The sequence below is a fragment of the Pontibacter diazotrophicus genome (genome assembly GCF_003367245.1).
GTDB classification, from domain to species: domain Bacteria; phylum Bacteroidota; class Bacteroidia; order Cytophagales; family Hymenobacteraceae; genus Pontibacter; species Pontibacter diazotrophicus.
The window spans coordinates 107581-121741 of sequence record NZ_QRGR01000023.1; the positions used below are offsets into that span (position 1 = coordinate 107581).

A 14161-nucleotide genomic window follows, 5' to 3' on the forward strand; every position below is an offset into this window, starting at 1 on the left:
ATCAACAGAAATCAGATGAACTCCATGGGAAAAACGAAACTAAGCGACAACGAGACCGGCTACGTGGAAAAAGGGAAAGTAGGCAATTACCGCTGGGTTATTTGCGCCCTACTTTTCTTAGCTACCACCATCAACTACATCGACAGGCAGGTGATTGGCTTGCTGAAGCCTACCCTGGAAGCCCAGTTTAACTGGACGGAACTGGATTATGGGTACATCATCATGTTCTTCTCTGCCTCTTATGCTGTGGGCTATGTTATCTTCGGTAGTATCATCGATAGGATAGGAACGAAGTTAGGGTATTCTATTTCTGTTGCTGTCTGGAGTGTTGCAGCTGTATTACATGCCGCCGTGCGTAGCACCCTGGGCTTTGGCCTTGTGAGGGGACTGTTGGGTTTAGCAGAGGCAGGCAACTTTCCGGCGGCCGTTAAGGCGGTAGCAGAATGGTTTCCGAAAAGAGAACGCGCCCTTGCTACCGGTATTTTCAACTCCGGTACCAGTATCGGAGCGGTAGCGGCTCCTCTTCTGGTTCCCTGGATTTTAGGCGCTTATGGTTGGCAGGAAGCATTCATCATCACCGGTGCCCTGGGTTTTGTGTGGCTGATATTCTGGTGGTTCTTATACGAAATACCTTCCCGGCATAAAAAGCTGACGCCCGAAGAATACGACTTTATCCACATCGATAACGAGCCGGCTGTGACCGAAACCGCAGGTTCATTAAATTGGAGCCGCTTGCTCCAGGTCCGGCAGACATGGGTCTTCATTGTCGGTAAAGTATTAACAGACCCAATCTGGTGGTTTTTCCTGTTCTGGCTGCCTTCCTATTTCGCTACTACCTTTAACCTTGACCTGACAAAGCCAAGCTTGCCCCTGGCTGTTGTCTATACTGCGACCACTTTTGGCAGTATTGGCGGGGGCTACTTATCCTCTCACCTGATTAAGCGGGGATGGCCGGTGCTAAAAGCAAGAAAAACCACCTTGCTCATTGTTGCTTTTGTGGTGCTGCCTATCATGACGGCCAGATACGCCACCGATATTTGGGTGGCTGTAGGCATCATAAGCCTGGCGGCAGCCGCACACCAGGCATGGAGCACTAATATTTTCACTATCGTATCGGATATCGTTCCTAGAAGAGCAGTAAGTTCTGTGGTAGGTATTGGCGGTATGTCCGGATCAGTAGCCTCCACCTTTTTCCCTTTGTTCGTAGGGTGGCTTCTGAATTACTATGACTTGCTTGGGAACATCGGGGCAGGGTACAACATCCTGTTCATCATCTGCGGCTTCGCTTACCTGCTGGCCTGGCTGATTATACACCTGCTTACCAAGCGCATGAAACCAATGGTACTGTAGCAGTGCTGGCAGCAAACTTAAACTTAAAGCTGGTTGCAGTGTTCTTAATGAGTGATAGTCAGTGTTGTACTGATTGCCAATAGTTCAAAAAATAAAGGAACCCACCCCTGCGCCCCTCCGAGGAGGGGAATTTCAGCAAGATTAAAATATTCCCCTCTTCGGAGGGGCGCAGGGGTGGGTTTTCTGTATTCACGCGAGGAAGCAAGTTGTTGGTGAAAACACACAACAACGGCAGCAATTTCTTAAGTCGAAGGTATCAGAGGTAAGGGTGGGGTAACTGTGCTTATATCCTGAAACTGGTGTCGCTTTACAAGCTAAACTGAATTCAATTATTCAAAAATGAAAAAATACCTGTATTCGTTTCTTCTATTGGCCATGACGTGTTTTTTGATGTACTGCCAGAGCAGTAAAACAAAAAACACACAACAGGCTACGGCTACTCCTGAAGAAGGAAGTAAACCTGAAGCTGCCAGATTTAGCCTGGACTCATCTCCTGTTATCTCTCCGGAGGCATCTCTTAACCTGATGCAGGTGGCAGACGGCTTCGAAGTAAAACTAGTGGCGGCAGAGCCCCTGGTGAGTACACCGGTAGCCATGTCGTTTGATGATGACGGGCGTATGTGGATAGTGGAAATGGAAGGTTATATGCCGGATACCTTGGGAACCGGAGAAGACACCCCGAGTGGTAAAATCGTTATCCTGGAAGACAGCAACAAGGATGGCGTGGCAGATGAGCGCAGGATTTTCCTGGACTCTCTGTTAATGCCCAGATCCATCTGCCTGATTGACGGTGGCATACTGGTGGCTGAGCCGCCAAGCCTTTGGTATTACGAAATAAATAATGACAAGCCGGGGAAAAAGACATTGGTGGATGCCGCCTATGCGGAGGGAGGCAATGTGGAGCACCAGCCCAATGGCCTGCTGCGGGCGATGGATAACTGGATTTACAATGCCAAATCAACCAAGCGCTACCGGAAAGAGGGGGATAAGTGGCTGATAGAGGATACTCACTTCCGGGGTCAGTGGGGCATCACCCAGGACAATTACGGACGGCTGTACTATAATACCAATCCCTCCAATGTATTGGGAGACTACTTTTCGCCGGGTTTCGGGGCTGCAAATAATAACCAGCGCGGTGTTTCCGGGTTTAACGAAAGAGTAGTGCCCAATAACAGGGTGTACCCCATCAGGCCGACACCAGGTGTGAACAGGGGCTATATGGAAGGCATTCTGGATGACAGTTTGCGCCTGGTGGACTTTACAGCAGCCTGCGGGCCTGTGGTATACCGGGGCGATTTGTTCGGGGAAGCCTACGCGTCGAATGTATTTGTGGCAGAACCTGCCGGCAATCTTATCAAGCGCAATATCCTGAACGAAAACGGGTATGTAACCGGCGGGGAGCAGGCGTATCAAGGGAAAGAGTTTATAGCCAGTGTGGATGAGCGCTTCCGGCCAGTGAACCTGTACAATGGCCCGGATGGTGCTTTGTATGTGGTAGACATGTACCGCGGTATCATTCAGCATAAAACCTACCTCACAACTTACCTTAAAAATGAAATTGGCCTGCGGGAACTAACACAACCGCTTGGGTATGGGCGTATTTATAAGGTTGTGCCGAAAAACAAAACGGCTCAAATGGTGACACTGCTGGATGCCCCGGAGCAGCTGGTGAAAATGCTGGGCCATGCAAATGGCTGGGTGCGGGACAATGCGCAGCAAAAGATCATAGACCGCCGTTTTACCCAGGCTATCCCAGCGCTGCGGCAAGCGGTAAAAGAAACTGGCAATCCTTTGCTGGTGATGCACGCGCTCTGGACACTGGAAGGTTTAGGAGCCCTGCAAACAGAAGAGGTAGTCGCTTTGTTGAATCAGCCCGCCTGGCCTGTCCGGATGCAGGCATTAAGTGTGATGCCTTCTGTGCTGAGCAAGGCAAACTACAAGCAGTTTGTGCCGGTGCTGGAGCAGTTGATGGCCAGCAACGATACACTGGCAGCACCCTATGTGGCCTTTCTTGCCAACTCCATCCAGCCGTTTGATAAGGTAGCGGCGAACAACCTGTTGCAGCAGATAGTGAAAAGCCATCCTGCAAATGAATATGTGGCAGATGCCGTGATAAGCAACCTGCAGGGGCGTGAAGAAGCTTTCCAGAAAGAAGTGCTGGCTTTTGCTCCTGATACTTCCTATGCCATTAACAAGCAGCTGCAGCAGGTGGTCACCAACATACGCAATGCCCAGGCAAGCCGGAACCCGGAAGCACTGGCAAAGGCGTTTCCGATAGGGGCGGCGATGTATGCCAGGTCCTGCCAGACGTGCCATGGCGCAGACGGCAATGGCGTAAAAGCCTTAGCGCCTCCTTTAAACAAGTCGGAGTGGGTAACAGGCGACAAAGACAAGCTTATATCTATTGTATTGTATGGCCTCACCGGCCCGGTAAAAGTAGACGGCCACCTGTACAAAGCACCGGAAATAAACGGCGACATGCCGGGTATCGGCTACGACAAGACCCTGCCTAACGAAGAGGTAGCGCAGCTGCTTAGCTTCATCCGGAAGTCGTGGCAAAATGATGCCAGCAGGGTTTCTACCGAGGAGGTGACAAAAGTAAGGCAGCGTTTAAGTGACCGCCAAAGGGCTTTCACCGTAGAGGAATTAGATAAAATACAATAAGATTAGTATTTTAACTTCCCAAAGCCTTTTGGAGCATAAACATGCTCTCAGATACCCGGCACCTGGTTGGTGCAATTCAGGTGCATAATCCTGAACTGCGCAGCGAGTGGTGTTTTGCCGGTGTCTTAGCTTTGCTTCAGTAAAGATAAGCATGATGCAACTCACCAGACTGTCGTTTCTATTAGTGCTGCTTTGCTCCTGCGCCACACAACGCGGGGCAGAGAAGTTTTTCGACAGAAACCCGGACAAACTGGCTGAGTATGTGGAGGAGAATACGGAGTACACGGAGAAGTACGGGGAAGCTTACGCTGCCAGGCATTTCCCTGCAAAGGTGTCGCCGCAGCTTACTCCGCCTACCCTCGAAACAGAGAGAACGATTGTGCCCGGCAGGCTGATTCCCTGGCCGATGCCGGAAAGCAGACCAGCTGTTCCACAGCCCACCCGCACTTTAGAGTGTCCGGAATGCAAACCCATTTACACCACAGATACCGTTTACCAAGAGGATACAGACAGGCTGGATGCGCTACTCGAAGAGCTGAACAGTGAATTTGTAGCGCACAGCCAGACAAGGCAGCGGCTGACCAAAACCGAGACAGAGCGGGACTTCTGGCAGGAAAAAAACCGGAAAAAGTTCTGGACATTGATAGCAATGGTTTTTTTCGCTGTGCTGTACATGATCTTCAGGTTGCTGGCGTCCCGGGTTCGGGAGACATAGCGTGTGTATAGCTAGCTAAATTTAAGTAGAAAGGCAGCGCCCATCCAGCCGGAATGGGCGCTGCCTTTCTACTTAAGCGGATTGTTGGCCAGGTAACAGACAGCCGCCGCATAAATTAAAGATGAGAATGTTGTTTTACATATATAAAATTATATATATTTAGAACAAATTTAACACTCCCCGCATCACATGTCCCGGCTATGGCGATAGTTATTATCTTGATTGGTACAATACTGCTGATAGGTGTTCTGATTGGCGGCCTTGCCCTGACATTGAGTTTTGAAGAAGAGCCGGACAGGAGAGAAAATGAGGCAGCAACGCTTCAGCCCATCCCTGGCGAATTGCCTGCTCCTATCGTGGAAGAAGTGCCAGAGAATGATGTGGTGATAGAACCAATAACTTACCCTCAGCCGCCAGTATCTGAACCCACAGCCATGCAGGCAGAAGAAACACTGAAAAGTGTGTGAGTTGTATGACAACAAATTTTAAGGCTATTTTTCTGATGAGGATTCTACAGGACTGTTCGTGGGGGCAGCTTATGGTGGTGAAAGGCTCGAACTCAAGCCAGCGCATGCGGGAGGTATTCAGCTATTCCTGGGTGAAGAGCTGAATAAAGAAGGTAGTGCCTTTATTCTCCTCGCTCTCAAACCAGATTTTACCCTGGTGTAGCTCTACAATAGTTTTGATGACGGACATGCCCAGGCCTACGGATTCTTCCCCTTTCAGTCCCGGTCGGCGGGCTTCCGTGAATTTATCGAACAGGCAGGGATGGTGCTTTTCAGGAATACCAATGCCGTTGTCTTTCACAGAGATAACTACATCGTCCTCGTTTTTCTCAATATAAATGCTGATAACACCCCCCTCATGGGTAAACTTCAGAGCATTGGAGACGAGGTTGTTGATCACCTGCATAAACTTCATGCTGTCTACCCGGGCATATACCTGTTCATGTGAGGAGTTAAGTTTAAACTCCTTGCCTAGGTTTTGCTGTGAATCCCGGTATAGCTTGATTACTTCCTTAATCTCCCACACCACATCCAGGCGCTCCTTGTTCACTTCTACCTGGGCAGACTCCAGAAACTCCTGGTGAACCAGGTCCCGAATCAGGTCGATATTGCGCTTACAGATCTCCTGGATTATTTTCAGCTGTTTCCGGCTATGTTCACTTTCAGACTTTGGCAGGTCCTCTTCAATAACACCGGCAAGCGTCTGCACCAGGGATATTGGCCCTCGCAGATCATGGGCCAGTATCTCCAGCATAGAATCTTTCCGGGCATTGATCTTCTGCATATTGAAAATGTTTTTCATGCGGGAAGAATCATCCTCGGCCATGCCAGCCACTAAATGTACTTGTTCTGCCTGCCCCAAGGGGTATACTTTTAACCGCATCCATCTGTCAGTGGTGTAAGGCCATACCACCCGGAACTGCAGGTGCATTTTTTCACGCTCCTCTAAAAGCTTCCTGTAATTTGCTGTCACGTGCTCCCGATCCTCAGTGTGAATAGAGTCCAGCAGAGAAGCAGGGTTCTCCATTACCTCCTTCACTTTTCTCTTCCACAAAGTTTCAAGGGCGTCGTTCAGGTAGACAAACTCCCCGGCTTCCAGGTCAAATACAAAAAAGACCCCGTCATACTGATCGCCTACTAATTTGAAAACAGTCAGGTCTAAATTGTTATTGGAAGAGCTCATAGACAAAAAAGAATTGAAAAGGTGAAGCTTAGTTATGTAAGAGTATACAACATGCGAAGTATTTGGTTGTACCAGGAACCTTAAGTGAATCATTCTCCACTTTACTGGTGCAGGTTTCCAAAATTGTGCTTAAAGTGATACCTGGTTTATAACTCCACTAGGGCAGAGATCCGGGAGTAGCAGATATGAGGAAGGCCGCTTTTCTTGTCCACAAAAGGACAATCTTTCCTACTGCTGGTGCTAATGAGCAAGAGTATACCTAAGCTGGAAATTAATATTTAACACTTCGGGCAGGCACCAGCAGGTAATATATGACAAAGATCAATATAAGAGATGATATTTCTGATTTGCAACAAACAGTAAGTCATGTACTTTCGTTAATGTAATTAAACGATAAAAAATATTAAATTAATTGTTTTCACACTAAACCGATATAAACATGAATACGCTACTTGTTCCAGTTGATTTCTCTGAAAACTCTCTCCGTGCCCTGCATTATGCTATTGACCTGGCTGCACAATCAGATACCGAGGTCGTGGTGATGCACAGTTTTGAAAAGAAATCAATAGTGCCCGGCTTTAACAGCGGCAAACCGCTTGAGAGCAAAACAGTGGCGCAACAGAAATTAGATTCGCTTCTGGCAAACATGGATACCAGGCAGGTGCCTGTGCAGGCTATCGTCAGAGAAGGTGGCGCAGTAGGGGAGATAAATAAGGCAATAGAAGAGTTTGCAGTGACACTGGTTGTAATGGGAACTGGTGGCGCAAAGAACTTCAAGGAAAAGGTTTTCGGCACTACCACAGAGGCTATCGCAAAGCTTGGCCTGTGCCCGGTGCTGGCAATACCTGAGGGAGCCACAATAGGGCACATACAAAACATTGTGTACGCAGCAGACTTCGAGAATGGAGACCAGGTAACCGCCATGCAGCTGTTACAGCTGAAGGAGCTGATGAACGCAACGTTAACCTTCTTGCATGTTAAGAGCGAAAGCCAGCCGGATTATATAGACGATGAGTACATCAAGCAAAGCCTGGTGAAACAGTTTCCGGAGGCTGAGCTTAACTTCGTGGAGCTCCAGAACAAGGATGTAGCCGAAGGAATCACAAAGTATATACAGGAAAACCAGGCCAGCCTGCTTGCCTTTACTATCCTGCACAGGGAGTTCTGGGATAAGCTGTTCCACAGCAGCGTTACTTCCCGGTTGCTCCACAACCTGAAGCTTCCGATGCTGGCGCTGCCTGAAAACGGCAACCTGCTCAACCTGCGAAAGCCATCCAACTCAGAAACAGGCAGAGTTTAGCAAAACTACCTGTTGCCTTATCTGGCTGCAGGTAAACGCATAGTTTACAAGAAGAATCATAAGCCCTGGTCAGCAATGCTGGCCAGGGCTTATTTATGTCTGGCTCAGGAAGTGAGTGGTTTGAATAGGGAGGATAAGGCAGCAAGCCCGCACCAGCGGCGCTATATATGAAAAATATGTCATGTGTATATAGAAAATAATTTGTAGTAAATTACAGGAATCATCAAAGCCCTTACACCAAAGCTACACCATCTCCCTTCCGTGCCGAAATAATTCGGGGCAAGCGTTTCTAAGGGAGGCAAACAAATTTGTCTTATAGGGGTTATAATCGTTGTCTTTTCTATCTAAATGTCCCAATCAAAAAAGCTTAAAAATGTAACTGTAGGCCAGGTTTTCAAAACCATTATATGGCCCAGGAGAAAGTATCTATCCATCGGACTGGTCCTGATCATCATAAGCCGCCTGGCAGGCCTGGTTTTGCCGGGCGCCAGCAAATACCTGATCGATGATGTTATCCCGAACGGGGATATGACCCTGCTGAAGTGGCTGATACTGGCAGTGGCGGTAGCTATTGTTATTCAGTCCGTCACGTCCTTTGCCCTGACCCAAATACTGAGCGTAGAAGCACAGCACCTTATCTCGCAGTTAAGGGCGAAGGTGCAGCGGCATATCATCCAGCTTCCCATTCGTTTTTTCGACAATTCAAAAACCGGGGAGCTGGTTTCCCGGATTATGACGGATGTGGAAGGGGTGAGGAACCTTGTCGGGACAGGCTTTGCCCAAATGATAGGCGGTGTGCTTACCTCCCTTATCTGCCTGGTCCTGCTCATCGTGATCAGTCCGCTGATGACGGCTTTTGTTTTGATTCCGGTCGCTGTTTTTGGCGTCATCTCCCTGAAGGCTTTCGGAAAGATAAGACCAATTTTCAGAGAACGCGGCGTGATCAATGCCGAGGTAACGGGCAGGCTAACCGAGACTTTGGGTGGCGTGCGGGTTATAAAAGGCTTTAATGCGGAGGCGCAGGAGATTAAAATATTTGAGGCGGGCGTTACGCGGCTTTTCCTGAATGTGAAGCAAAGCCTGGTTACCACCAGCTTTGTTACCAGTGCGGCTACTTTGTTGCTGGGCCTTGCTTCAACAGGCATTATGGGGATAGGCGGTTACCTGATCATGAACGGGGAACTCACCTTCGGGGATTTTCTTGCCTTTACCCTTTACCTGGGCTTCATGATTGCGCCAATCGTGCAGATGAGCAACATCGGGAGCCAGTTTACAGAAGCCTTTGCCGGGCTCGACCGTACCGAAGAAATTCTGAATACGCCGCTGGAAAGCGAGGACGGAAAAAGGACATTGGAGCTGGAGCATATTCACGGCGATATCATTTTTGACAAGGTGTCTTTTGCCTATGAGCCAGGAAAAGATGTGGTGAAAGGCATCAGCTTTAAAGCTCCTGCCGGTTCTGTTACCGCTTTAGTAGGAACATCCGGCTCAGGAAAAACCACCATTGCCGGACTGGCCGCTTCTTTCCTGAACCCGGATAGCGGCACCATTACAGTAGACGGCCACGATCTGCAAACGATAAGCCTGCAGAGCTACAGAAGCCAGTTGGGGGTGGTACTGCAGGACGATTTCCTGTTTGAGGGCACTATCAGAGACAACATCCTTTTCCCCCGCCCGCATGCCACAGAAGAGCAGCTGATGCAAGCCGTGAAAGCAGCCCATGTGCAGGAGTTTACAGACCGTTTTGAAGATGGGCTAAACACCTTGATCGGGGAGCGGGGAGTCAAGCTGTCGGGTGGCCAGCGGCAGCGCATCGCCATTGCCAGGGCCGTACTGGCCGACCCGCGCGTGCTGATCTTGGATGAGGCTACCTCCAACCTGGATACGGAGAGCGAGAGCCTGATACAGGCCAGCCTGAAAACGCTGATGCAGGGGCGCACCACTTTTGTAATAGCCCACCGCCTCAGCACCATCCGCCAGGCCGACCAGATACTGGTGATAGAACAGGGACGCATAGCAGAGCAGGGCAGGCACGAGGCGCTTCTGGAAAAGAAGGGAAGGTACTATGAATTGTATACCTACCAGGCGCGGATTTAATTTCGGGTCCATTTCAAGTCAGTGCCAGCGGGAAAGCTGGTTGTAAGTAGTAAAACCGGGAAGGTTGGTAATCGTTTATATAGGAAAGCATTTTGTAACAAAACCGAATGAAAACTATGGACAGACGAGACAGAAACCGCTATGATCGCGACGACTACGGATATGATTACAGCGGGTACAAAGACTACGACAGGAATGATGAGCATTACCACAGCGCTAGGAATTTAACAGATACCTTCGAGCAGGATTACCAGCGCCATAGAGGCCGTCGGGACGACAACGGAAACCGCATGGATCACACGTACCATGAGGGCAATATGGGAGATTTCTACGAGCGACGCAGGGGAGAAGGCCGCGGCTACGGAGATTACCCCGGTATCCAGTGGAGTGACCAGGGCCGAAGCCGGAATGACGTCGATAATTTCAACCGTGATCGTGACCGCGACAGATACAGCAATAACCTGGATGATTTCAGAGGAGATCAGGACAGGTACAGGGGAGACAGGGACAGAAGCCGGGACTACGGCAACAGGCGCTCCTATGACCGTTATGGCACTTACGACACAAGTGACTACGGAAGATCAGGGAATGATCGGGACGATTATTTCGGGGCAGGAGATTACGATAGAAGCTCTCGCTACGAAGGCAGAAACTACGGTGGCGACAGCAATTATACAGACGACGCCGAAAGAAGGAGCAGGTATGGCAGTGACCGCCGCAACTCCGGAGACAGCTGGCTCAACTCAAACCGAAGAAGCTATTTGCAGGATAGGTACTATTAATACCTGACAGTTCAAACAAAAACAGCCGTTGCTTTACAGCAGCGGCTGTTTTTGTTTACCGGGCACCTTCGCACAGAAGCGTACTTCCTTTGTTATTGTCTACCACATCCAGCCATTCAGATGCGGTACAGGGTACATTTCTGAAACCATGAGCTGAGAGAGGTGATACTTTATACTATTTAAATTAATTTTATGGTATTATTTATATTATTATCTGTTTACACCGTATAAGGCTGTGTATCAATAGAAATCAAAGTGCTAACCTTAATCAAGCTTTCTATGGTTTTAAACATGTTTCACCTGCAAACGCTCCGGTACTCCCTGTTTTCGCTGGTGCTTGGGGCAGCGCTGGCTTCCTGTAGCCAGGGAACAGCCCCAACGGTATCAGACACAGATACTGCCACTGCTGAAACGCCTGCGCCTGCTACAGCGTCAGACAATGCCGTTACGGGTTTTGAAGTGCCTGTAGAATACTACAAACTGGACAATGGCTTAAAAGTAGTTTTGTCGCCTGACAAAACATCGCCTATTGTAACGGTGGCTGCCTATTATAACATTGGCTTTCGGGTAGAGCCAAAAGACCGCACCGGCTTTGCACACTTATTTGAGCACATGATGTTCCAGGGGTCTGATAACCTGGGCAAGATGGAGTTTATCCAGCTCGTGCAGAAGAACGGTGGTGTGCTGAATGGCAGCACCCGGTTTGACTTCACCAACTATTTTGAAATTGTGCCGGCGCATAAACTGGAGACGATGCTCTGGGCAGAAGCAGACCGGATGAGAGGGCTCAACATTACGCAGGAGAACCTGACCAACCAGCAGGGTGTGGTGAAAAACGAGGTGAAGGTAAACGTGCTGAACCAACCTTATGGCGGCTTTCCCTGGCTCGACATGCCCCAGTATGCGAACAAGAACTGGTATAATGCCCACAACTTTTACGGCGACCTGGAAGACCTGGATGCCGCCAGCCTGGAAGATGTGAAATCCTTCTTCGACACATATTACGCCCCTAACAATGCCGTGGTGGTAGTGGTAGGAGATTTTGACATGCAAGAGGCGAAAACCTGGGTACAGCAGTATTTCGGGGATATAGCGTCTGCCGAGGTGCCCCCTATACCGAACCTGGAGGAGCCACGGCAGGAAAAAGAGCAGCGCTTTACAAAAGACGATAAGCTGGCTAACCGCCCGGCCCTGGCTTTTGCATACCATATGCCCGAAAAGAACACGCCGGAGTATTATGCCATGGGCCTGCTGGACCAGATCCTGTTGCAGGGTGATGATAGCCGCCTTCACCAGGCGCTGGTGCAGGAGCGTGGCTATGCGGGCTCCGTGGATGGCGGTATCAATGCCTTTCTGGGGAACATGTTCAATTATAACGGACCAATGCTTTGGATGGGCAGCCTGATACATGATGAAAACGTGGCAGCAGACTCCATTGTTAGTGTGCTGGACCAGGAAATACAGCGGCTGCAGGAGAACGGTGTGAGCCAGGAACTGCTGGACCTGGCCATTGTGAAAATGCGCTCCTCGCTCTATGACCAGATGGGCGGCATGTATGGTTTCGGGAAGGCGGACCTGCTGGCAACTTTTGCGCTGTTTGAGGATGATCCGGAGCGCATAAACGAGCTGGAAGCAGAGTTCAGGAAAGTAACGCCGGAGATCATGCAGCGAACCCTGCAGGAGTACCTCCGCCCAACCAACCGAACCGTTTTAATTGTTAATCCACAGGCACAGAGTTAAAAGCATCAGACTATGAATAAACTACTTTCTTTCGCTATAGCTGTGCTGGTGGCCTGCAGTACCACCACGGCCACAGCACAAAAACAGACACCGCCGGAGGGAGGAGCTCCGCGCAACTTTACCCTGCCGGAAAAGCAGGAGTTTTCCTTACCCAATGGCGTATCGGCTACGCTGGTTCCTTTCGGTGACATACCCAAAGTAACGGTAAACCTGGTGGTAGAGGCAGGCAACGTACACGAAGATGAGAATGAAAACGGCCTGGCGGATATTGTTGGTAAGCTGATGGAGGAAGGAACCGCCACCCGCAACGGGAAACAGATTGCCGAAGAGGTGGCCAGAATGGGAGGTACCTTAAACATCAGCATCGGGCCTAACCAGACCTTTCTTTATGGTGATGCGCTTTCTGAATACGGGCCTGAACTGGTGCAACTAATGGCAGACATCCTGCAGCAGCCTGCTTTCCCGGAGTCGGAGCTGGAGCGTATTAAAAATGACTTTAAGCGGCAGATGAACCTGGCGCGGGCACAGCCGGGCACGCAGGCACAGAGTGCGTTCAGGGGGGCGCTGTATCCCAACCATCCCTATGGCCGCGACCTGCCCACTGACAAAGAGATTGATGCTTTTACCCTGGAGCAGGTGCGTAATTTTTATGAGGAGCAGTTTGGAGCTGCACGCACAGATGTGTATGTGGCCGGTAAATTTGATGCCGGTGCCATGCAGGAAGCCATCACTTCCTCCCTCAGCCAGATGGACAGGGGACCAGCGCCTGAAATACCCGTTGCAGAGCCGGTTGCAAAATCAGACATGATAGTGATCGACCGCCCCGATGCGCCGCAGTCCACTATTGTTTTAGGCTTGCCGGTTGTGGGGCCTTCACACCCTGATTATATCCCGCTCCGCGTTACGAACTCTCTTTTGGGTGGCTCTTTTGGCTCGCGTATTACCCGCAACATCCGGGAAGACAAAGGCTATACCTACTCTCCTTCCAGTAATATCGCGACACGCTACAAGGTGGGCGACTGGTCGCAGGTGGCGGATGTGACCACGGAGCATACCGGCAATTCGTTAAAGGAGATCATGTATGAAGTTAACAGGCTCCGCAGAGAACCACCGACAGAGGAAGAACTGCAGGGCATTAAGAATTATGAAGCCGGTCTGTTTGTGCTGCGCAATTCCACACCTGGTGGCATTATCAATCAGCTGAACTTCCTGGATCTGCACGACCTGCCCGATTCTTTCCTTACAAACCAGGTCGAGAATATCCATGCCGTTACCCCACAGCAGGTGCAGGAAACCACCGCAAAATACATTCGGCCAAGCGACATGACCCTGGTGGTGGTAGGTGACAAAGAGCAGATAGATAAGCAACTGCAGAAGTTTCAGGAAGACTTAAAAAACAACCCGGTGACGCAGTAGCTCGGCATTTTTGAATTTGGCTGATTTCTCATTTTGCCACTGCCAAAGCCTTCAACAGCAAACTACTGCCTGTGCAGCATGCTCGCATGCTCTTCCGGACTTCTAAGTCCGGAAGCTACCTGAAGGGGATTTCCTAATCCCCGTGTTACTGTATAGAAGGGGATAGGAAATCCCCTTCAGGTTTAGTTCAGGATAGAGAAATCCTGAACAGCCTATTCAGGCTGTTCTTTGCCGTTGTTGGTTTTTTCACCAACAACAAACGCTATAACCTGTGCTAAAAAGGTTGTTGGTGAAAACACCATAGCCGTCAGGCTAAGGATAAAGTATATCATTTGGTGATGGTTTTAGTAGCCCGTTCTTGTCTCTTCTTTTTTCTTTCCTGCCTATCCTGATTACCCTTCTGAGCAC

Annotated in this window: 10 protein-coding genes; 9 read left to right on the forward strand and 1 reads right to left on the reverse strand. The window is 49.7% G+C overall.

Translation table 11 applies throughout. The features are described from left to right. Positions 1-24: 24 nt before the first annotated feature. The 4 genes from DXT99_RS19405 to DXT99_RS19420 all read left to right on the forward strand — a co-directional run bounded on the left by DXT99_RS19405 (position 25) and on the right by DXT99_RS19420 (position 5196). Positions 25-1350, forward strand: coding sequence for an MFS transporter (locus DXT99_RS19405; protein WP_220273411.1), 1326 nt, complete (start codon positions 25-27; stop codon positions 1348-1350). A 339-nt stretch (positions 1351-1689) separates the two neighbouring features. Beyond that, on the forward strand, positions 1690-4014 hold the full coding sequence (locus tag DXT99_RS19410; protein WP_115567243.1) for a DUF7133 domain-containing protein: 2325 nt from the start codon (positions 1690-1692) through the stop codon (positions 4012-4014). Positions 4015-4165: 151 nt separating this feature from the next. Continuing rightward, positions 4166-4729, forward strand: a complete 564-nt coding sequence (locus DXT99_RS19415) for a hypothetical protein (RefSeq protein ID WP_115567244.1) — start codon at positions 4166-4168, stop codon at positions 4727-4729. 200 nt (positions 4730-4929) lie between these two features. Continuing rightward, positions 4930-5196, forward strand: coding sequence for a hypothetical protein (locus DXT99_RS19420; RefSeq protein WP_115567245.1), 267 nt, complete (start codon positions 4930-4932; stop codon positions 5194-5196). 121 nt (positions 5197-5317) lie between these two features. Here DXT99_RS19420 and DXT99_RS19425 read toward each other — a convergent pair whose 3' ends face one another. Further along, positions 5318-6418 carry a PAS domain-containing sensor histidine kinase gene (locus DXT99_RS19425; protein WP_181885183.1) on the reverse strand — a complete coding sequence of 367 codons (1101 nt, stop codon included), beginning with the start codon at positions 6416-6418 and terminating at the stop codon, positions 5318-5320. Between the two features lie 439 nt (positions 6419-6857). Between DXT99_RS19425 and DXT99_RS19430 the strand changes: the two genes are divergently transcribed. From DXT99_RS19430 to DXT99_RS19450, 5 genes are all read left to right on the forward strand, one after another. Continuing rightward, positions 6858-7718, forward strand: a complete 861-nt coding sequence (locus DXT99_RS19430) for a universal stress protein (protein ID WP_115567247.1) — start codon at positions 6858-6860, stop codon at positions 7716-7718. A 348-nt stretch (positions 7719-8066) separates the two neighbouring features. Then, a complete protein-coding gene (locus DXT99_RS19435; RefSeq protein ID WP_115567248.1) occupies positions 8067-9815 on the forward strand; it encodes an ABC transporter ATP-binding protein in 1749 nt (582 codons plus the stop codon). A 116-nt stretch (positions 9816-9931) separates the two neighbouring features. Then, positions 9932-10597 carry a hypothetical protein gene (locus DXT99_RS19440; protein ID WP_147294255.1) on the forward strand — a complete coding sequence of 222 codons (666 nt, stop codon included), beginning with the start codon at positions 9932-9934 and terminating at the stop codon, positions 10595-10597. A gap of 291 nt (positions 10598-10888) precedes the next feature. Beyond that, the gene (locus DXT99_RS19445; RefSeq protein WP_115567250.1) at positions 10889-12337 is read left to right on the forward strand and encodes a M16 family metallopeptidase; all 1449 of its coding nucleotides are present in this window, start codon (positions 10889-10891) and stop codon (positions 12335-12337) included. A gap of 12 nt (positions 12338-12349) precedes the next feature. Further along, on the forward strand, positions 12350-13753 hold the full coding sequence (locus tag DXT99_RS19450) for a M16 family metallopeptidase (RefSeq protein WP_115567251.1): 1404 nt from the start codon (positions 12350-12352) through the stop codon (positions 13751-13753). The last annotated feature ends 408 nt before the right edge of the window (positions 13754-14161 follow it).

What these genes read in the sequence shown, in the direction of transcription:
- DXT99_RS19420 (WP_115567245.1), top strand. Translation starts at nt 4,930, where the DNA reads ATGGCGATAGTTATTATCTTGATTGGTACAATACTGCTGATAGGTGTT.
- DXT99_RS19440 (WP_147294255.1), top strand. Translation starts at nt 9,932, where the DNA reads ATGGACAGACGAGACAGAAACCGCTATGATCGCGACGACTACGGATAT.
- DXT99_RS19405 (WP_220273411.1), top strand. Translation starts at nt 25, where the DNA reads ATGGGAAAAACGAAACTAAGCGACAACGAGACCGGCTACGTGGAAAAA.
- DXT99_RS19445 (WP_115567250.1), top strand. Translation starts at nt 10,889, where the DNA reads ATGTTTCACCTGCAAACGCTCCGGTACTCCCTGTTTTCGCTGGTGCTT.
- DXT99_RS19450 (WP_115567251.1), top strand. Translation starts at nt 12,350, where the DNA reads ATGAATAAACTACTTTCTTTCGCTATAGCTGTGCTGGTGGCCTGCAGT.
- DXT99_RS19430 (WP_115567247.1), top strand. Translation starts at nt 6,858, where the DNA reads ATGAATACGCTACTTGTTCCAGTTGATTTCTCTGAAAACTCTCTCCGT.
- DXT99_RS19435 (WP_115567248.1), top strand. Translation starts at nt 8,067, where the DNA reads ATGTCCCAATCAAAAAAGCTTAAAAATGTAACTGTAGGCCAGGTTTTC.
- DXT99_RS19425 (WP_181885183.1), bottom strand. Translation starts at nt 6,418, where the DNA reads ATGAGCTCTTCCAATAACAATTTAGACCTGACTGTTTTCAAATTAGTA.
- DXT99_RS19410 (WP_115567243.1), top strand. Translation starts at nt 1,690, where the DNA reads ATGAAAAAATACCTGTATTCGTTTCTTCTATTGGCCATGACGTGTTTT.
- DXT99_RS19415 (WP_115567244.1), top strand. Translation starts at nt 4,166, where the DNA reads ATGATGCAACTCACCAGACTGTCGTTTCTATTAGTGCTGCTTTGCTCC.